Source organism: Roseovarius mucosus (genome assembly GCF_002080415.1).
GTDB classification, from domain to species: domain Bacteria; phylum Pseudomonadota; class Alphaproteobacteria; order Rhodobacterales; family Rhodobacteraceae; genus Roseovarius; species Roseovarius mucosus_A.
Genome location: NZ_CP020474.1, coordinates 96,822 through 115,741, shown reverse-complemented (window position 1 = coordinate 115,741; position 18,920 = coordinate 96,822). Strand labels below are relative to the sequence as shown.

General features: G+C 60.6%; 17 protein-coding genes and 2 pseudogenes. 9 read left to right on the top strand and 10 right to left on the bottom strand.

What is annotated here, in order from left to right; all coding sequences use genetic code 11:
• Positions 1-18: 18 nt before the first annotated feature.
• Together ROSMUCSMR3_RS00565 and ROSMUCSMR3_RS00560 are read right to left on the bottom strand one after the other, a co-directional pair.
• On the bottom strand, positions 19-816 hold the full coding sequence (locus tag ROSMUCSMR3_RS00565; RefSeq protein ID WP_081506116.1) for a nucleotidyltransferase family protein: 798 nt from the start codon (positions 814-816) through the stop codon (positions 19-21).
• A gap of 41 nt (positions 817-857) precedes the next feature.
• Positions 858-2,009, bottom strand: coding sequence for a GNAT family N-acetyltransferase (locus ROSMUCSMR3_RS00560; RefSeq protein WP_081506115.1), 1,152 nt, complete (start codon positions 2,007-2,009; stop codon positions 858-860).
• 163 nt (positions 2,010-2,172) lie between these two features.
• Between ROSMUCSMR3_RS00560 and ROSMUCSMR3_RS00555 the strand changes: the two genes are divergently transcribed.
• Genes ROSMUCSMR3_RS00555 through ROSMUCSMR3_RS00540 form a run of 4 tightly spaced genes read left to right on the top strand, consistent with a single transcriptional unit; the run spans position 2,173 to position 5,934 of the window.
• Complete coding sequence (locus ROSMUCSMR3_RS00555) at positions 2,173-3,141, top strand: lysophospholipid acyltransferase family protein (protein ID WP_008280872.1); 969 nt, start codon at positions 2,173-2,175, stop codon at positions 3,139-3,141.
• Between the two features lie 26 nt (positions 3,142-3,167).
• Entirely contained in the window at positions 3,168-3,815 is a 648-nt protein-coding gene (locus ROSMUCSMR3_RS00550) for a sterol desaturase family protein (RefSeq protein ID WP_008280871.1), read from the top strand.
• A gap of 45 nt (positions 3,816-3,860) precedes the next feature.
• Positions 3,861-4,814, top strand: coding sequence for a lysophospholipid acyltransferase family protein (locus ROSMUCSMR3_RS00545; protein WP_081506114.1), 954 nt, complete (start codon positions 3,861-3,863; stop codon positions 4,812-4,814).
• A complete protein-coding gene (locus tag ROSMUCSMR3_RS00540) occupies positions 4,807-5,934 on the top strand; it encodes a mitochondrial fission ELM1 family protein (protein WP_081506113.1) in 1,128 nt (375 codons plus the stop codon). The genes ROSMUCSMR3_RS00545 and ROSMUCSMR3_RS00540 overlap by 8 nt, the downstream gene beginning before the upstream one ends.
• Here ROSMUCSMR3_RS00540 and ROSMUCSMR3_RS00535 read toward each other — a convergent pair.
• The 6 genes from ROSMUCSMR3_RS00535 to ROSMUCSMR3_RS00510 form a co-directional block, all read right to left on the bottom strand.
• On the bottom strand, positions 5,931-7,646 hold the full coding sequence (locus ROSMUCSMR3_RS00535; RefSeq protein WP_081506112.1) for an ABC transporter ATP-binding protein: 1,716 nt from the start codon (positions 7,644-7,646) through the stop codon (positions 5,931-5,933). The two genes, ROSMUCSMR3_RS00540 and ROSMUCSMR3_RS00535, sit on opposite strands and share 4 nt — an antisense overlap.
• Positions 7,647-7,754: 108 nt before the next feature.
• Positions 7,755-8,714, bottom strand: coding sequence for a metallophosphoesterase family protein (locus ROSMUCSMR3_RS00530; RefSeq protein WP_081506111.1), 960 nt, complete (start codon positions 8,712-8,714; stop codon positions 7,755-7,757).
• Between the two features lie 54 nt (positions 8,715-8,768).
• Positions 8,769-9,983, bottom strand: a complete 1,215-nt coding sequence (gene spt / locus ROSMUCSMR3_RS00525; protein WP_081506110.1) for a serine palmitoyltransferase — start codon at positions 9,981-9,983, stop codon at positions 8,769-8,771.
• Complete coding sequence (locus tag ROSMUCSMR3_RS00520) at positions 9,980-10,246, bottom strand: acyl carrier protein (protein WP_008280864.1); 267 nt, start codon at positions 10,244-10,246, stop codon at positions 9,980-9,982. The genes spt and ROSMUCSMR3_RS00520 overlap by 4 nt, the downstream gene beginning before the upstream one ends.
• Positions 10,236-11,195: an NAD-dependent epimerase/dehydratase family protein gene (locus ROSMUCSMR3_RS00515; RefSeq protein WP_081506109.1), complete on the bottom strand. Its 960-nt coding sequence runs from the start codon at positions 11,193-11,195 to the stop codon at positions 10,236-10,238. The genes ROSMUCSMR3_RS00520 and ROSMUCSMR3_RS00515 overlap by 11 nt, the downstream gene beginning before the upstream one ends.
• A complete protein-coding gene (locus ROSMUCSMR3_RS00510) occupies positions 11,192-12,997 on the bottom strand; it encodes a fatty acyl-AMP ligase (RefSeq protein ID WP_081506108.1) in 1,806 nt (601 codons plus the stop codon). The genes ROSMUCSMR3_RS00515 and ROSMUCSMR3_RS00510 overlap by 4 nt, the downstream gene beginning before the upstream one ends.
• A 904-nt stretch (positions 12,998-13,901) precedes the next feature.
• On the opposite strand from ROSMUCSMR3_RS00510, the gene ROSMUCSMR3_RS00505 reads away from it, so the two are divergent.
• The gene (locus ROSMUCSMR3_RS00505) at positions 13,902-14,546 is read left to right on the top strand and encodes an SGNH/GDSL hydrolase family protein (protein WP_081506107.1); all 645 of its coding nucleotides are present in this window, start codon (positions 13,902-13,904) and stop codon (positions 14,544-14,546) included.
• Between the two features lie 229 nt (positions 14,547-14,775).
• Here the strand turns inward: ROSMUCSMR3_RS00505 and ROSMUCSMR3_RS00500 are convergent, their stop codons facing one another.
• Positions 14,776-15,108 carry an arsenate reductase family protein gene (locus tag ROSMUCSMR3_RS00500; protein WP_081506106.1) on the bottom strand — a complete coding sequence of 111 codons (333 nt, stop codon included), beginning with the start codon at positions 15,106-15,108 and terminating at the stop codon, positions 14,776-14,778.
• Between the two features lie 182 nt (positions 15,109-15,290).
• Here ROSMUCSMR3_RS00500 and rsgA point away from each other — a divergent pair, with 182 nt between their 5' ends.
• Both rsgA and ROSMUCSMR3_RS00490 read left to right on the top strand, forming a co-directional pair.
• On the top strand, positions 15,291-16,325 hold the full coding sequence (rsgA, locus tag ROSMUCSMR3_RS00495; protein WP_081508504.1) for a ribosome small subunit-dependent GTPase A: 1,035 nt from the start codon (positions 15,291-15,293) through the stop codon (positions 16,323-16,325).
• Between the two features lie 157 nt (positions 16,326-16,482).
• The gene (locus ROSMUCSMR3_RS00490; RefSeq protein ID WP_081506105.1) at positions 16,483-17,667 is read left to right on the top strand and encodes a benzoate/H(+) symporter BenE family transporter; all 1,185 of its coding nucleotides are present in this window, start codon (positions 16,483-16,485) and stop codon (positions 17,665-17,667) included.
• A 72-nt stretch (positions 17,668-17,739) separates the two neighbouring features.
• On the opposite strand, the pseudogene ROSMUCSMR3_RS21600 reads toward ROSMUCSMR3_RS00490, so the two are convergent.
• Positions 17,740-17,829, bottom strand: a pseudogene (locus tag ROSMUCSMR3_RS21600) (AsnC family transcriptional regulator); the annotation flags it as partial.
• Between the two features lie 170 nt (positions 17,830-17,999).
• On the opposite strand from ROSMUCSMR3_RS21600, the gene ROSMUCSMR3_RS00480 reads away from it, so the two are divergent.
• Together ROSMUCSMR3_RS00480 and ROSMUCSMR3_RS21595 are read left to right on the top strand one after the other, a co-directional pair.
• Complete coding sequence (locus tag ROSMUCSMR3_RS00480) at positions 18,000-18,449, top strand: RrF2 family transcriptional regulator (protein ID WP_081508503.1); 450 nt, start codon at positions 18,000-18,002, stop codon at positions 18,447-18,449.
• 88 nt (positions 18,450-18,537) lie between these two features.
• Positions 18,538-18,919, top strand: a pseudogene (locus ROSMUCSMR3_RS21595) (substrate-binding domain-containing protein); the annotation flags it as partial.
• Position 18,920 lies beyond the last annotated feature (1 nt).

The following is an 18,920-nucleotide window of genomic DNA, read 5'->3' as shown; positions in this document are numbered from 1 at the left end:
TGACCTATGAAATCACCCCTACGCCCCGCCGCGCCCCTCGGCGCTATATTGTTGCACCAGCACGTAATCCGACACCGAATCCACATCGACCGAGGCATGGGCATAGGGCAGAATGACCACACCGATGCGCACGCCCACCCGGCGTGACAGGCGCGCCAGCGCCTTGTCCAGCGTGAGCCAGCCCATGCGATAGCTCAAGAGCGACCACAGCCCCAAAAGCCGGATCACCACCAGCGGCTTTTTGCGGTCTTTCTCGACCTGCCGCCAGAAATCCGCCACCCGGCGCCCGTCCTCGGTCAGAAAGCCAAAGAGATTGCAGCCGCAATAACCGCCATCGCGGAACCGCAAGACGGTCTTTTTCAATTCAGGGTAGGTCGCACGCACCAAATCATAGGGGGCAAGACCAATCACCACGTCGCAGCCACTCTTTGCTGCGCCACGGCAGAAATGATCAACGATCTCACCGGTCAAAAGCGGATGATCGGCAGTCGTGATCATGACCGGCTGACTGGCGGGAAAGCGGCTGAGCATCTGGTGCGCGCTGGTGCTGGGGGATGGGCCAGAGGCAACCCAAGCGACCTCTTTGCGTGCCACCAATCCCGCCAGCCCGGCATCGCTTTGAACACAGGCCTCGGTCGGGCCGCTGAGATGGATCGTGCCAATCGACTGCGCAGAGCGCAGCGCGTCAATCACGCGGCGGATCATCGGCGTGCCGCCGATATCGAGCAACGCCTTGCACGCCACACCGGTTTCGTCGCGCAGGGCGTCGCGGTCATCCCGTTCGCCCGCAAGGATTACGGAAGCAAAATCTGTCACGGTCTCACTTTCTCAGTGCCTTGGTCTGGCCTTCGGTCGCGCTACAGGGGTTTCTGATAGACGCGATAGCGCTTGTAGATCGTGCTGCCGATGGCCTCGATGATATGCCGCATGCCATGATTATCCTCGAGTATCCAGCCCATCTCGACCGAAGTGACGTTTCGTTGCTGCATCGCCTTGCGCACCGCGTCGATCACCAAAAACGCCAACGTCGGCCCAAGGCGGGAATTCTGGTATTCCTTCCGCACCCCCATCAGCGCCACGCGCGCGCTTTTCGGTCCACGTACCTTGAGCCGCCACAAGAGCTTGGCCCAGCCAAAGGGCAAAAGCCGCCCGCGCAGATCGCCGATCAGCTCGTTGAGATTGGGAAAGGCGGTGATAAAGGCCACGGGGCGTCCGTCAATCTCGGCGAACTGGATGTAATCGTCCGACAGAAGGAACGACAGAACCTTGGCGGTTTCGGCGAATTCTTCGCGCGTAAAGGGCACAAAGCCCCAATTGTCCGACCAGGCATCGTTGAAGATATCGCGCATCGCCTCGTAATCCGCCGCCTTGCCCTTGCTGTTGAGGGGGCGGATGGTGACGGTGCGGCTGGCACGTTGGGCCAGTTTCGTCATCACCTCGGGGGCGACGAAATCGGGGCGCACCTTGTAGGTCAGGAGGTCCTTGATCGTGGCAAAACCGCGATCCTCGATCTGTCTTTGATAATAGGGCCGCGCGTGGCCCATCATCACGAAGGGCGGATCGTCGAAATTCTCAACCAAAAGGCCAAGATCCTCATTGATCGAGAGGTTGTAGGGCCCGCGCAGATGGGCCGCGCCCCTATCGCGCAGCCACGCCTCGGCCGCGCCAAAAAGCGCGTCGAACACGGCTCTGTCATCCACCGCCTCAAGCATCCCGAAATAGCCGATCTTGCCCCCCTCTTCGGCCTCGGGTTGAAGCGTATCAAGCTGCGCCGTGATGCGGCCCACGGGCACGCCGTCGCGGTAGGCCACCCAACGGGCAACCTCGCAATGGGCAAAGAGCGGCGCATTCTCGAACACGCGCTGCTTTTGCTCAAAGATCAGTGGGGCCACCCAAGCCGGATCATCGGCATAGATCCGCTCTGGCAGGTGCAGGAAATCCCGGACCGCCGCGCCATTTACGGCCTCGACCAGCCGAATGTGAGCGCCCTCAGGCTGTGTTGGCGACATCTTGGGCCTTTCTTGCGATGATGCGGGCAAGGCGGCGCGCAGCCCTGCGTGGCGCGCATGCCAGAGCGGCGGAACCAACCATGGAAACTGCTTGCAATTCCGGCACCTTGCCTCAATTAACGTGGTAAGTATCCACACTGCATCAGAAGAAGTCGAGTCCTCCTTGGCCAAATTCATTCTCGCCAATGCCCATCGCGACAAGCTGTTCAATAACCGCGTTGCGCGCAATGTGCTGTGGTTCATCGACTATGTGGTCTTGGCCTCGGTCATGTCGCTTTTCCGTTTGATGCCCGTGACATGGGCCTCTGCGCTTGGGGCGCGTCTGGGGCAGATGTTTGGCAGGATCTTTGGCCGGCGCAATCAGCATGTGCGCGCCAATCTTACAATGTCCCTGCCTGACAGGTCGCCGGCTGAGATCGACAATCTGGCCAATCAGGTCTGGGCCAATGCTGGCGCGGTGCTGGGCGAATATCCAAATCTGGCCAAGCTCTGCAATCCAAAGCGCGACACTCTGGAAATCGAAGTGCTTGAGCAGATTCCCGCCTATTCTGATCCGACCAAACCGGCGGTTTTCGTGTCGGCGCATCTGGCAAACTGGGAAATGATGGCCACCGCCATCGCGCGTTTGGGTGTGCGCCCCTGTGCCATGTACGCCCCGCTGACAAACCCGTGGCTTGACCGCACGATGCTGCAATATCGGGGCATGCTGGGCTGCGAATTGGTGTCGCGCAACGAGGGTTTGCGCGCCTTTGTTGATGCGCTGAAGTCCGGGCGGTCGCCAATCATGCTGACGGATCGGCGCGTCGAGGGCGGCAAACCGATTCCGTTTTTCGATGAAGACAAGGAATCCTCGCTGTTGCCCGCGCGGCTGGCGTTGCGGTTTGGCGTGCCTTTGGTTCCCGTGCAGGCCGAACGGCTGCCCGGTGCGCGCTTTCGCGTGCGGTTCTATCCGCCCTTGGTGCCCAGTGACCCCACGATGGACCGCGACAATCAGACCGTTGACCTTGCCCGTCAGATCAACGAGAAGTTCGAACAATGGATAACGGCAAAGCCCGGAGATTGGCTTTGCACGAGCAAAATCTGGCCGTCTTCTATTCTTCGGGCTAAAACCGACATATATGAAGACGCATAAGTCGGCGCAGATCAGGAGTGCCCAAAATGACAAGTCATCAACCCAGTCGCACGCATCGCGTCGACGAGTCGGTTCGCCTGTTCGAGAACCCGCTTCTTGAAAAGTTGAGCCATGTGCATCCCATCGTGCCCTTGCTGGTCTGGGGTCCGGTGGCCATCTGGTTGATTGCGCGCGCTGTGATGGTGCATGGCATCGGCTGGGGCGGCATGGCGATGATCGGGGTTGCGGGCCTTGTGACATGGACGCTGGCGGAATACCTGCTGCATCGCTACCTCTTTCACTTTGAGCCCAAGACCGACATGGGCCGCCGTTTCATCTATCTTTTTCATGGCGTTCATCACGATACGCCACAGGATAAGACGCGCCTGCTGATGCCGCCCGCGGGCGCGCTGCCAATCATCGCCGTGCTCTATCTCATGTTCTACACGGTCCTGCCCTACCCCTGGGCCGAGCCGTTCACCGGGTTCTTCATCATCGGCTATCTGGTCTATGACTATATCCACTATGCCACGCACCATTTCCCGATGCGGCACCCGGCGCTGAAATTCCTCAAGCATTACCATATGCGGCACCATTTTTCGGATGATGCCGGGCGCTATGGTGTCAGCTCGCCGCTGTGGGATCTGATTTTTCGCACCTACCCGACCAAGCCGGAACGGTCCGACCGCACCTAGGCGCGGGTCTTATCCGCGCCACAAGTCCGGGAACGGATATCCGCCATGGCAAAATTTTTCCTCACGCCCAAGGGGCTGATCGCACGGTTTCCGTGGGTTCAGACCCCGGCTTGGATGGTTGAGGCGGGCGTGTTCTATCTGATGCTCGGGTTTGCGCGGCTGCTGCCATTTTCTGTGGCCTCAGGGCTTTTTGCACGCGCTCTGGGGTGGCTGGGCTATCGCAACGCGCAAAAGCGCCGCACGGTCGGGCGCAATCTTTCGCATGTGCTGCCCGAGGCGAGTGACACCACACGCGACGCGGTGATGCGCGATATTTTCCGGTCTACCGGACGTGCGGCTGCGGAACTTTTCCTGCTCGAACGACTTTGGCAGAACCGCACGCAGCACTTGGAGTTTTTCGTTCATCCCGAGGCAGAGGAAATCATCGCGCGCAAAGAGGCGATTGTCTTTGCCACCGCCCATGTCAGCGCGTGGCAGCTCTGCAACCTGATTGGGCGCGAGCGAGAGTTGACGATTTCGGTGATCTATACGCCCGAGCCAAACCCGTGGCTGCACGGTTTTTTTCTTTCGCTGCGTCGGGCGTTCGGTGGTCCCTTGGTGCCAAGTGCGGGGGGCGCGCGGGAACTTTTGCATGAGTTGGCAGCCGGTCGGTCGGTTGGTGCCGCCTTTGACACCCGCGTTGATCAAGGCGAGATGGTGCCCTTTTTCGGCACGCCCACGCCCACCAGCACCCTGCCTGCCTTGTTGGCACAGCGCGGCTATCCGCTGGTGCCGATACGCGCCGTGCGCCTGCCCAACGCCCGCTTTCGGATCGAGGTTCTGGCCCCCCTTGCCCCAGCCGATCCCGATCTGCCGCGCAAAGAGCGTATCCTTGACATGACACATCGTCTGAACCTGATTTTTGAAGATTGGATCAGGGACTATCCCGGCGAATGGATCTGCATGAAACGTCGTTGGTTCAAGACCCGCGACAGCGCCCCAAAGGCCCCGGATGCCTGAGGCCAACGCGACCCCACGCGTCTGGGTGCTGGATGCCTACCGCTCTGGCGAGAAAACCCAAGTGCGCGCGCTGGCACAGGGGCTGGGCTGGCCTTATGAGATCAAAACCTTGCGATATCGCAAAAAGGAAATCCGCACCACGCTGTTTCGTGGGCGTGATTTGCGGGGGGTAGACCTTCCCGCCTCTGATCCGCTGAGCGCCCCTTGGCCCGATCTGGTGATTTCCATGGGCATGCGCAACGAGCCTGTCGCGCGCTGGATCAAGGATCAATCGGGCGGGCGCACGCGGCTGGTGTTTTTGGGGCGGCTTTGGGCCGATCCTGCACATTTCGATCTGGTCATCACCACGCCACAATACCGCGTGCCTGACCGGCCCAATGTGTTGCGCAACGCCCTGCCCCTGCATCCGCTGACGCCCGAACGGCTGGAGACGGCGCGCGCACACTGGGCCCCCAAATTGGCGCATCTGCCCCGGCCTTATCTTACGCTGAATATCGGCGGCCCGAGCGGCCCCTATGCGTTTGGCGCGCGCGCCTCTGCGCGGCTCTTGCGCGATACGATGGCGCTTGCAAAGACGCGGGGCGGATCGCTTCTTATCAGTTCCAGCGCCCGCACGCCGCCTGAGGCCATCGCTGCCTTTGCCGCGCAAACCGATGTGCCGATGCAGCTTTATCGTTTTCGGCCCAATGACCCGGAAAACCCCTATCTTGGGTTTCTGGCCATCGCGGATGAGATCATTGTCACTGCTGACAGTATCTCGATGTTGTCTGAGGCCTATGCGACGGGCAAGCCCGTGCATATGTTCGATCTGGGCGCGGGCACGCTGAGCATGCGGCACGATGCGCTGGTGGCGATCGGAGAGCGTGCGCAGGCACGCGCGCTCGCGCGACACGATCCTGACCGCCCTGATCTTAGCCTTGGTGCACTGGCCTATCGCGCCTTGATGCGTTGGGGCTGGAAGCATCTGTCGCGCGACATCAGCCAGATGCACCTGCGGCTTGCGCGCTCGGGCCGCATGACATGGCTGGGAGAGCCTGTGCGCCCCGCCTCAGACACGCCCCCGCCCAGTGACATGGCGCGTGCGCTGGACCGGATCAACGCCTTGGTGGGTCGTAGCTAAGCCTCGTCTGTCGCGACCTTTGGCGCCGCCGCAGGCTCTAGCCGGTGGACGACATCGGCGGCATCCGACAGGCTGCTGTTATGTGTGATGGCAAGGATTGTAAGCTGTTCACGCAGGCCGCGCAGCGTTTCGATGATGGCGGCCTCGCTTTCGGGGTCAAGCGCGCTGGTCGCCTCGTCGAGGATCAGAAGTTGCGGCGCGTTGATCAGCGCGCGGGCAATGGCGACCCGCTGACGCTGGCCCCCAGAAAGCCGCCCGCCGCGCTCGCCCACGAGGGTGTGGATACCTTCGGGCAGGTCCTGCACGAAATCCCAGGCTCCAGCCTGTTTCAGCGCCGCCTCTACCCGAGCCTCGGAAATCTGCGGGTCCCCCAAGGATACGTTGTGCAAGACGCTGTCATGCAGCAGCACCGTTTCCTGCGGCACATATCCCACCATGCGACGCCACGCCTTGAGGTCGATTTCCTCGAACGGGCGGTCATCAATCGTGATCTGGCCCGTGTCCGGCCGCAACAGACCGATCACCAGATCAATGATCGTGGTTTTGCCCGACCCCGAGGGGCCGACCAGTGTCGTCATCTGATGCGCGGGAATATCAAGATCAAAGCCGGAGAGCACCGTGTTGCCGTCATAGGAAAACGCGATATCGCGCAGGGCGATCCCCTTGGTCAGCGCCGGGGTGGCATGGCCGCCCAGATGCTCTTGTTCTTCTTCGGCGCGGCGATTGGTGTCGATCAGCGACCAATAGGCGCTCTCGCTCTGCATCATTTTCTGATATTGCTTCTGCACCTTGCCCAGAAAGTTATATCCGCGCCCCAGCGTCACTGCCAGCATCAGCACAATGGCGAAATCCATCGAAAGAATGCCGAGCGCCAGATAGACACCAAAGGCGATGACCATGATGAACATCAGATCCTGGCCAGAGTTGAGCGCAGCACTGGCCAGAACCTGACGGCGCAGCGCCTTGTTGAGACGGTTGGTCTCGTGCTTGAGCAGCTCATCCGCCAGATGTTCGCGGGCCATCGCCTTGAGCGGTTTCACCGATTGCAGCGTATCGGTCAGATGCGACATCAGCGAGACCATAAGATCGGTTTGTTTCTGGCCGGCCTTGCGGGTGATCCGCACCAGAAAATGCGACAGGCCGATGATGACGATCCCGCCGATCAGGCTGAGCAAGGTTGCTTTCCACGAAATCACCACCGCAACCGAGGTATAGACCAGCGCCTGAATGAAAAAGGTCAGCGCAGTTGCGCCATTCATATAGGCATCCGCCGCGCGCTGCGCCTCGGTGGCCAGCGTATTGGCCAGCTTGCCCGCCGGTTGATGCAGGAAGAAATGCCAGCGGCTGCGCATCATGTTGCGCAAGATCTGCAGGCGGAGATCGGTCGCAACGCGGGCAGCGGTATAGCCCACCTGCCGCTGCGCGATCAAAAGCAGCACCGCCTTGAACGTGGCCGCCACCACGATCAGGGTCAGCAGCGCCCCGAGTGTCACGGGAATTCCGGCCCATGCGAGCACATCAAGCACCATCTGTTCCATCTGCCCCGGCGGCTCTGCCATCGTGCCGGATGGATCGGTGTTGAGCACGATCTTGAGCATTGGCAACATGGCGGACAGGCCCAAGCCTTCGGCCAGACCCGAAAAGAACAGCGCCAGCACCATGAGGAAACTGGCCATCGGATAGGCGCGGAACAGGTTCAGCATCAGGCGCATGGAAGGTCTTTCATGGTCTTGCAGGACAGTTTGCGCCTCTGGTGCGCCGGTCTCTTGTCTTGGCGGCTGCGCCCTTGGCGCGTGCCGCATTTGGTTTCAGCGGTGTCATCACGGCGCGCATGCTGCATGGGCGCGCGCCAGTGTCAACCGGGTGCAGCGCCCGGTCGCCATCTCTTGCTCACGTGTCGCGTGCCGTGCCGTAACGTCAATCTCCCAGCCCGCGGCGGTGGGCCGGATATGATAGAGGTGATAGGCGGCCGCCTCGGGATAAAGCGACGAGGCTGACGGCACGCCAATAACCGAGGCTGGCCCATCGCGGGTTTCAAGTGTCTGGTGATGGTGGCGGTGGCTATGGCCATGCAGCACTAATTCCACGCCTTCCGCCTGCAGCACGGCACGGAACGCCGCCGCGTCACGCAGGGCCTTGCGCGCCGATACCGTGCCATCGAGCGGCGGGTGATGGATCATCAGCACCCGGCAGAGGCCCGCATCACGCGCCTTGCGCAACATAGGTGCCAGCCGCGCCAATTGCGCCGGACTGACCGCGCCGCTGGCAAAGGCCGGCGGGGTGGCCACAGCACTTGAAACGCCGATCAGGGCCAGCATCCCCCGCCGCCGCATATATGGAAAGGCGTCGGACACATCCACCGTTACGGGTGCAGCATCGCCCTGCCAATAGGGCAGCCACTGCGCCGCCCCCGCATCCCATGCGCCCCGAATGAGGGCCTCGTGGTTGCCAGGGATGACCATGACGCGCTCCGGCCTTCCTAGGTTTTCAAGCCAGCGACGCGCGGCACGATACTCGCTTTCCAGACCAAGATTGGTCAGATCCCCCGTGACCGCAATTTGGTCAGGGGCATGGTCGCGCATATCGGCGATCAGCATCGCGAGGATTTCTGGCCGGTGGTGATGGCGGCGCTTGCGGTGCCATGACAAAAGGCTCAGCGCCCGCTTGTTCAGCACGCTATGCCACGGCACCGGCCCCGTCAGCGGCAGATGCGGGTCCGACAGATGCGCCAGCGTGATGCCAGCGCCTGTCTCTGGGTCGGATCGCCCCTGCCCTGTCATGTCTCAGATGTCCGCCAACGGTTGGGCGTGCCGGGCATGACCCGGCCCACCGATTTACTGCGCCGCCGTGCTCTGGGCGGCGCGGGTGGCCGCCTCGGGTGCCACGGTCTTGAATGCGGCGATGATGGCGTCAATCTGGTCAAAGCTATGGGCCGCACTTAGGCTGCACCGCAAAAGCGCTGCCCCTTCGGGCGCGGCGGGCGGCAGCACGAGGTTGACATAGACACCATGCTCCATCAGCGCATTCCAGATCCGCGCGCCCTCTTCACGGGAGGGTACCCGCACTGCGATGACCGGGGAAACGGGCGCGGCCAATTCATAGCCTGCCGCACTCAGCCCGTCGTGCAGACGGGTGGCATTGGCCCAAAGATTGGCCTTGAGTTCGGGCCGCGTGCGCACTGCTTCTAGGGCTGCGGCGGCGGCACCGATGCTGGCCGGGCTGGGCGAGGCGGTAAAGATATAGGGCCGGCTGCCATAGCGCAGCAGTTGCAACTCGGGATGACGGCTTACGCAGAAGCCGCCCAGCGAGGCGAGGCTTTTGGAGAAGGTGCCGGTGATGAAATCCACCTGATCGAGAATGCCCGCCTCTTCGCAGAGGCCCAAACCGCGTTCGCCGTAGACGCCAAAGGAATGCGCCTCATCGACCATGAACCACGCGCCATATTCCTTGGCGATGGCGCAGAGTTCCGCCAGCGGGGCCGTATCGCCCAACATGCTGTAGAGCCCTTCGGCGATCACCAGCGCGCCTTTGGCCTCGTCCCCCAGACGCCGCAAACGCTTGCGTAGATCCTCTGGATCATTGTGGCGGAAGGCAAGGAAATCAGCCCCGCTGATGCGGCACCCGTCATAAATGCAGGCGTGGCTATGGCTATCCAGCACGACCTTGTCACCGGGGCGCAGGATGCCCATCAAGAGGCCCAGATTGGTCTGATAGCCGGTCGAGAACACCATAGCCGAGGGCACGCCGTAAAAATCTGCAAAGGCACGCTCGAGTGCCGCATGGCAGGCAAAGCTGCCATTGGCCATGCGCGAGCCGGTGGTGCCGCTGCCCTGCTCATGCAGCGCGGCGCTTGCGGCCTCTAGCACTGCTGGATCAAAGGTCAGCCCGAGATAGTTATTCGTTCCGACAAGGATTGTCGGACGGTTGCCAATCATCGCCTCGGTAGAGGACAGGATGCGCTCCATCACAATGCGTGTCGGGTCGGCCTCTTCGGCACCCAAAGCGTCACGCAGATGCGCCAGTTCGGCAAAACGGTCTGAAATGCTCATGATTTTTTCTCCACAAGCAGTTTGATCTGATCGGCAAGGTTCTGCACCGTATCGACATTGGCCATCATGTTGAGCGGAAAGCTGACGTCAAAGGTGTCCTCAACCTCCATCAGCAATTCCATCATATTGACGGAATCAAGGTTCATATCGGCGACAAGGCTGGTGTCCGCAGACAATGCGCCGGATTTCACCGGGAATTTCGACAGGCGCTCGAACAGCACGTCGAGGATTTCCTGTTCAAGGTCTTGGGTGTCATGTGACATTGGTGATGCCCCTATCAGATTTCAACGGCGTCCCGCGCAAGATCGAGGATAGCCCGTTCTCCAGAGAAATCAGCGGCAGCCATCCGGTGTCGCGGCTGATTTCGGTGTTGTCGCACACCCAGTCAGGGTGGCGCAGTTCGTTGACCTTGCCGGGTGTCAGCATCGGACTGTACCCCAAAAGCCGCGAGGCCAACAGATTGCCCGTGGCCACCGCTCGCAACAGGCCGCCCGGAAGTTTCACGCGCCAGCCGCGCCCGCGCCCCGCAACCTCTTCGACAATGGTCGCTATCTCGTCCCAGCTGTAGCCCGCCCCGTGCCCGTCGTCGAGTTCATAGGTAGCCTCTGCCGCGCTGTCCAGAAGTTTGACAATTGCGCGCGCAAGGTCATCGACATGCAAGAGCGAGGCCCGCGCACCGGCCACACCCGGCAGCGGCACAATGCCCCGCGCCATCGTCTGAAAGAGCGGCACAAGTTCGCGGTCCTCGGGGCCGTAGATTGCAGGCGGGCGCAATATGGCCGATGTGAACCCCGCACCAATGGCCACCTTGGCCAGCCGCTCTTCGCCCGCGCGCTTGCTTGCGGCATAGGGCGAGAGATGCGGCGCACGTGCCGCGAGCGAGGAAATCAGGATCACGCGGCGTACGCCAGATGCCTGCGCGGCCTCTGCAACATGGGTCACACCATCGGCGTTGACCCCCAGAAAATCCGCCAGATCGCGTCCGCGCACCTGCCCCGCCACATGAACGACGGCCTGTGCGCCCGCCATCAGCTTGGCAAGTGCGGCCTTGTCCGACAGGCCGCCCGTCACGGTTTCCAGCAAAGGATGCGTGATCCCAAGCCCCTGACGGTGCACAAGCACCCGGACAGGGCGTTCGGCGTCCAGCAATTGTCCGATCAGGGCGCGCCCGACAAAGCCGGAGGCACCCGTGACGGCCACCGGGCCGGTCATGCGATGTAACGGACCTGCGGCATCGCCTCGTCCATGGGCAGGCTATTGGCCGGTTCCGGCTGATGCTGCATCTTGGCCGCCTGACGCCGCCCGAGATAATCAAGCCGCGCCCGCGCCCGCGCCAGCTTGCCCGAGGACGTGCGGGGCAAGGTGCGGGTCGGCACCAGTTCGACCACAACATCAATCCCGAATTCCGAGCGCACCAGCGACGCGATGGTCTTGACCAGACGCGCACGCTTGATCTCGTCGCGCTCGCGGCATTGCACCACCAGAACGGCGGTTTCCTGTTGATCCACATCCGAAGGCACCGAGAAAGCGGCAGCATCGGTATAGTTGACGCCCGGTTGCGTCTTGGCCAGATATTCCAGATCCTCGGGCCAGATGTTGCGCCCGTGGATGATGATCATATCCTTGCGCCGTCCGGTGACAAAGAGCCGCCCATTGGCCAAGTAGCCGATGTCGCCGGTATCAAGCCAGCCATCTTCGCTCAGGCATTCGCGGGTGATCGCCTCTTCCTGAAAATAGTGGCTCATCACGCTGGGGCCACGCAGGTGGATCACACCAGCCTGACGCTCGGGCAGATCGTTGCCATGCTCATCGCGGATCGCAATCTCGAACGTGGGCAGCAACGCGCCACAATCCACATAGCGCGCGACGCGGCGTTTGGATTTCTGCGCCTCTTCCGGGTCGAGCGGCGTGGCGATGCTGTCTTCTTGCATCTGTTCGGCATCGACATAGTCAATCTGCAACTCTTCATCGAGCCCGGCAAAGCTGATGCCCAGCGAACATTCGGCCATGCCATAGCAGGGCAAGAATGCGGTGGATTTGAACCCCGAGGGGGCCAGCGCCTCGGCAAAGCGCTTCAGCGGTTCGGGATTGATCATCTCTGCACCCACGCAAGCGACGCGCAGCGCGCTCAGATCCCATTGCTCGGCATCGCTTGGGCGCACCCGCATCGCGGCAAGGTCATAGCCAAAGGGCGGGCCAGAAGTGATCGTGGTGCGGTTGCCGGACATCATTTCCAGCCATTTGCGCGGCCGCATCGCAAAATCCTGCGTGCCAAGGAAATCGACCGAGCGTTGGGTCGCCATCGGCATCATGATAAAGGCAACTAGGCCCATATCATGATAGAACGGCAACCAAGATCCAAAGCGGTCCTGCTCGGTCATCTTGAGGCCATGGCTCGCCATATCGTTGATATTGGCCAGCACCGTGGTGTGGTCGATGACCACGCCGCGCGGAAACCGCGTGCTTCCAGAGGTATACTGGAGATAGGCGATGCTGTCCGGGGCCACTGTTGGCAATGTCGCGGTCGAGGGCGTCAGACGATCAAAATCCTCGGGCGTGCCGACAAAGCTCAGTGTCAGGCCCGTTGTCGCCTCTTCCAGAAAGCTCATCCATTCAACAGGGGCCATGGCCACCGCTGCGCCGCAATTCTCGATCAAGCCGCGCAGTTGCGCGACATAGCCTGCATGGCCCCCGATATGCATCGTGGCCGGCAGTGGCACGGGCACCAGCCCGGCATATTGACAGGCCCAGAAGAAGCGCACGAAATGCGGCGAGGTTTCGGCCACAAGGCCCACCCGCGCGCCCGGCTCAAGGCCCAGACCCAAAAGACGCCGCGCGAGAGCGACAACCTCGACCTGCAAATCGGCATAGGTGGAGGTTGCATAAAGCTCGCCGCGCGCGTTGTAGAAATTGACACCCGTGTCGCCCTTGGCGGCATAGTCGAGCGCCTCGATCAACGTCGTGAAGTCGCCGCGCCGCAACGCGAGACTGTGCGAACTGCCTGTCGCCTGCATCCCAATTTTCCTTGTTTCGCTTCCGACTCTGGTCGGTTTGCCCTCTGTCATACCAAGTATATGGCATTTGAGGGTCTGATGGCACAAGCTGGCGTTTCAGGTCAAGGACTTGGCCCGCGGCCAAGGCACCCCCCGAGACACCACTTGGCACAGTCTGCAATGCCAGAGCGTAGCCCGTTCCCGCCCCCTTTACCCAAATCAAACGCCCGGGTTGCGGCATGGTGCAGAGCGGCGTTAGAACAGAGCCCCTATTGTTACGTCTCCACCCGGCAAGCCGATGCAGATCATCAGCTTTTGATAGGTCGCCCTCTAACCTCGCGCGCGTGAGCGCTTGATGAATTTTGGGCAGGCAACCTTGAATGACATTCATATTTTATCGTTTAAATACTTATATATAGAATTCTTTCTTAAACTCGGGGAATTCAGCAGCGCGCCACACGAAGATGCGCCAGAATAGTCCGGTCAATCCGCAGCGGCCCGTTAGATTTGGATCGCCAACCTGGGGCGACTTGACCAATCAGGTGCCGCGCATCGCCCCTCAGTGACTTCGCGGGTTGCGTTATGGAAATCCTATGCGCTACATGAGGACGGCTGAGCCAAGAACCCGGCCAAAAATGCCGACAGAGACAATCGGCAACATGTTGCCCCGATTGTCACATTTGGTTTCCAAGTCGTAACATCTTCACAAGATGCAGGAAAAGGCAGCCCCAAACGCGCCTTTGTCGCCCTTGCCACCAAGGGGCGCATCCGGCACCTCAGGCCCCAGACCGCAATGTTGCGCGATGGGAATTGAGGCGGGCTGTGACCCTAAAGCGGCGGGACAAGCCGTGCTGATCACCCTAGAATTCACCCGATGCGGTCGACCTGCCTTGAGCATGGTCCTGCGTGGCTTACTTCACCTGTCATGAAATACGTGATCGTTGTGGCCTTAAGCCTTCTTGCCGCCTGTGGACGCGGCATTCCAGAGACCGCGCGCATCGTTGTGGCGGGGGATTCTGTTATGGCGTGGAATCGATCCGCCGGGGCCTCGGTTGCAGATGGTCTGCAAGCACGTCTCGGAGAGCCGGTCGGCGATGTGTCACTTTCACTGGCACAGGTCGCGGGTGGGTGGAGTGCCTGGAATATTCCAACCCAGCTTGAAGGATTGAGGGCCGAATGGGTGGTGCTGAACGGCGGTGCCAACGATCTGAGCACGGGCTGCACCTGCTCAAGCTGCGGGGCTGTGCTGGATCGGCTGATCTCCGACGATGGCGAACGGGGTGCCATCCCAGACCTCGTGGCCAACTTGCGGGCGCGGGGATCACAGGTGATCTGGGCAGATTACTATACTGCGCCACGCTATGCAGGCACCGCATGTGAAGCGCCCTATCAGGTTCTAGAGGAAAGACTGGGCCGAATGGCGCATGCTGACGCGGGCGTGACGCTGGTAAACTTGGATGACGTGTTTCTTCCTGATGACCTTTCACTTTTTGCCGCGGATCGCCTTCATCCGTCACAGAAAGGATCGGCGCGTATTGCAGGGCAAATCGCTCCGCTATTGGCGAGGTAAGCGTTGCGCAGGGCAAAAGGTGTTGGATTTCATTTGCCAAGGTGACATGCGCGAGCGGCTATCATCTCTGCGCGGTGGTCGGCGACATTTGATAGTCAGAGCGTTCCGCTGACCCCTCTTGGCCTGGGTGCCAGTCAATCGGTCTTGACCCGATGCTAGGCACGAACGGGCTTCAGTTCAGCGTGGCGCTTCGGTCTGGTCAGTCGCTTTCGTAGCTCAGGTTGAGAAATCAGCGGCCTTCAAGCACCGCGTTCTGAACGGTCTCGTCCCAACCCAAGTAAAACGTGTCCCCGTCCTGAATTACCGGGCGCGCCATGACCTTGGGCTGCGCTGCGATCTGCGCCTCGGCCTCTGAATTCTTCAACCAATCACTAAGCGCGCGGTAATCATTCGATTTGCGATCCACGAGCCGATCCCCGAACTCTACGATCAGCGCCGCTAATTCCGCCTCGCTCAATGGTTCGGCTCGGATATCACGAAAAGAAACATCCAGCCCTTCCGCCTCCAATGCTTTGCGGGCCTTCTGACAGAGTGCGCAAGTCTGCAAGCCGTAGATCATCATGTCGCAAACTCCCTTTGCGTCGATCGTGCACCCTTGTCCAACGCCGCGCCAAAGGCAACCATCTGAACGGTTGCCTGTGCTGGCCGACAGCTGCGTTCGACCGGATGTTTCGCAGTGTCATATCTGCGCTTAACCGAAGGATATGCTTGCAACAACGCCATTCCGCCGCCATTCATGCGGATGTGAGCATTTCATCAGATCAGCCCTCAATTTCATTGGCCGCGCTCGGCTGGTTTACGTTCTTTTCCGAGCAGGTAGAGGATGGCGAGGCAGAGCTTGCCCCCATGCGTATTGCGACTGTTCACCGGGATCGGGTCACAGCAATCTCCGAACGCGGCCCGGTGCGGCTGGAGCTTTCCGCGCAGTCGCTTACGACGGATTTTGCCGTCGGCGACTGGGTTTTGGTGAGCCCCGAGACCCGCTTGCTGATGCGGCGGCTGGATAGGCGGATGCTGTTACAGCGGAAAACCGAAGGCGGCCGGCCCACACAACTGATTGCTGCGAATGTCGACACGTTGCTGATCGTCACCTCCTGCAACGATGATTTCAATCTGGCGCGCCTGGAGCGCTATCTCGCGCTTGCGAATGAGGCTGGGGCGACCCCGGTGATTGTCTTGACGAAGATCGATCAGACGGCAGATGCCGCCCCTTACCTGCAGCAAGCCAAAACCCTTCAACAAGGGTTGGAGGTGGTCCTGTTGAACGCGACCGGGCCAGAGGCCGCCCTGACCTTGGCACCTTGGTGCGGCCCCGGACAGACCGTTGCGCTTGTCGGATCTTCTGGGGTGGGCAAATCGACCTTGCTCAATACATTGTCAAACAAATCATCCGAGGACGCACAGCCGACAGGCCCCATTCGCGAGGCCGACGCCAAAGGGCGTCACACAACCACGTCGCGGTCACTTCATGCAATTGCCGGTGGCGGCTGGGTGATTGATACGCCCGGAATGCGAACGCTGCATGTTCGCGATGCTGCGGCCGGGCTCAACACGCTGTTCGCGGAAATTGTCGAGCTTGCCGCTCGGTGTCGTTTTCGGGATTGCACCCATGATCACGAACCCGGTTGCGCCGTTCAAAGCGCGGCGGCCGACGGTACACTCGATCCGGCACGCCTTGCCCGATGGCGCAAGCTGACGCAGGAAAACCTAACCAATACCCCCGTCCAGTCCGGCCCCCGTGGCAACAAGATCACGAAACCCCAAGGCAAACGACGCTGACGCGACCAGCCCTAAAAGTCGGGTGCAGCATGCCCGAAGGATAGAACGCCCTGCAAACAAAGCTGCCGACGCGCCTGCGTTTTTGCATGACCGCACTGGTAGAAACTGCCGCGTTCGATAATGGTGTTGAAAACCCGAACTAAGGTGGTTCCAGTCCATGTTTCGCGATCTTTCAGTATCAGCCTTTTCAATGGGGGTCCTTGCAGCTTTCGTTGGATACTCGGCCTCATTCGCCATCGTGTTGGCCGGATTGACGGCGATGGGGGCCACGGCGGCGCAGGCGACCACAGGGCTATTTTTTGCGACCGTTGGGATGGGTATTTGCAGCATCTGGCTGCCTGTCGTGACGCGAATTCCCGCTGCGGTGGCCTGGTCCACGCCCGGAGCTGCGTTTCTTGCCGCAACGGTCGCCTTGCCCGGCGGTTTTGGTGAGGCTGTCGGCGCGATGATTTTTGCAGCCGGGTTGATTCTGTTGACCGGGTTCATTCCAACCCTTGGCCGGGTCGTCGCCGCCATCCCGAAACCCATTGCCAACGGATTGCTGGCGGGCGTCCTGCTCAAACTGTGTTTTGCCCCCGCGATTGCACTTGGGAGCATTCCTCTTTTGGTTCTGCCTGTTCTCGTGGCGTGGCTGGTGGGTTTGACATGGAACAGGCTGGCCGCAATGCCGTTTGCTGTGCTTGCGTTTCTTGCCGTTCTTTACTTCAGCGTCGAGAGTTCAACAGACGCTCTGCAGGCCGACACAACATGGCTTCCTGCCTTTACACCGACCATCCCTATTTTCACGGTGCAATCGTTCTTTTCCATCGCTCTGCCCCTTTATCTGGTAACGATGGCAGGGCAAAACATCCCCGGCTTTGCGGTCTTGGAACTGAACGGCTATCGGGTGGAACGCCAACCCCTGATCCGGAGAACCGGCATCGTCAGCCTCGCGTTTGCCCCGTTCGGGTCAATTCCCGTCAATATGTCGGCGATCACCGCTGCGATGATGGCTGGTGAGGATGCTGGCCGAGATCCGGCAAAGCGCTATTGGGCCGCGATCACATCGGGCGTCGTCTATGTCGTGCTGGCATTTGCGGCAGCGCTTGTAACGTCATTGGCCAGCCTTGCGCCGCTCGCCCTTATCACGGCGGTGGCTGGGCTTGCGCTTGTTCCCGCTTTGGTTGGGTCGATGTCAGCGGCATTCAGTGACCGCACCCAATTGGAAGCCCCCGCGCTGACGTTTTTGATAGCAGCGAGCGGCATGACGCTTTTTGGCATCAGCGGGGCGTTCTGGGGCGTTGTCGTTGGGGCGCTTATCTGGTTGGCAAAGGCGTTCGCGCATCGATCCATCGACCCGTAACCCACCTGCGTCGCGGATCACGCCAGCCCCCTCATGCTTCTCAATGCGTTTCCAACAATGCGATTGTGACAGCCCGATCTGCTCGGCGATACGGGCGACTGGCACGGTCGCATCCCGCTGCAAAATGTCGAGGATTTTCAGGCCTATCCGGTCGAATGTCATCGCGCCTGCTTTTGTTCCAAGATGGCCGCAGCAAATGAGTCGGTGCGAGCAGGCCACAATTTTTCTCAATGTCGATCCTCCTTATCGTGTTTTATGTTCACGCTCGCTTGTACTTTAAACTTGATAATCTTGACCTTGTTAGTCGCCGTTTTGAGAGCCATATTCAGCCGATGATCACTCATAAGACCAAATATGCGCTCAAGGCACTCATGGTGCTTGCCGACGAAAAGGCTGGTGAAGGCGCAGCCCTGCGCATCGAAGATATCGCGGCTCGCTCGGGTGCGCCCAAGCGCTTTCTCGAGCATATCTTGCTGGATCTCAAGCGCGCCGGTCTGATCGGCAGTCGCCGAGGTCGCAATGGCGGATACGAGATGATCAAAGAGCCGAGGCGGGTATCGCTTGCCGAGGTTCTGCGTCTGATTGATGGGCCAATGGCCCCCCTGCCCTGCCTGTCGCGCAAAGCTTACCAGCGCTGCGAAGATTGCACGGATGAACAGACCTGCCGGGTGCGCGCCGTCTTCGGTGGGTTTTACGCCACCTACATCCTGATGATCGAATCGCTCACTGTCGCTGATCTTCAGAGGGATGCACGGCCCTTGGAAAGCTTTGGGCTTTCCTAACTCGGCACAGGAGAATGATCTTCTATAATCACGACAAAAAGAGCGTGAGTCTTCCTTTGCAACTCACGATTAACTCTGTCGTATTTAGGTGTCAGGCAGCGCTGGTGGCGCAGACGCCCAAGCACGCGCCGTGATCGACGGGCTCAAGGCGACAGTGGTCACAGTGGCGCTTTCGGCTGACATTGATGCGATTTCCGAGCGCACGGGCCTCTTCCCGGCGGGCCGGCACTCGCGCTTGCCGCAGAATTCCTCGCCCTAGACGTCCACCATCCTCTTTCTTGTGCGCGACGGGAACCCTAAGGGCATCGAAGACCGGAACGACCTTGTCGTCGAGGGCGTATAGGTCATCCCCCCAACCCCTCAAGACCTCCGGTGGCGCGCGCTGGACTGTTCTTGCCGCTTGGGCCTATGCCGAGCAGAGCGGGCTTGATCCAGCAGAGTTCGTCGGCGCGCTCTATCGCAATGTGCCGT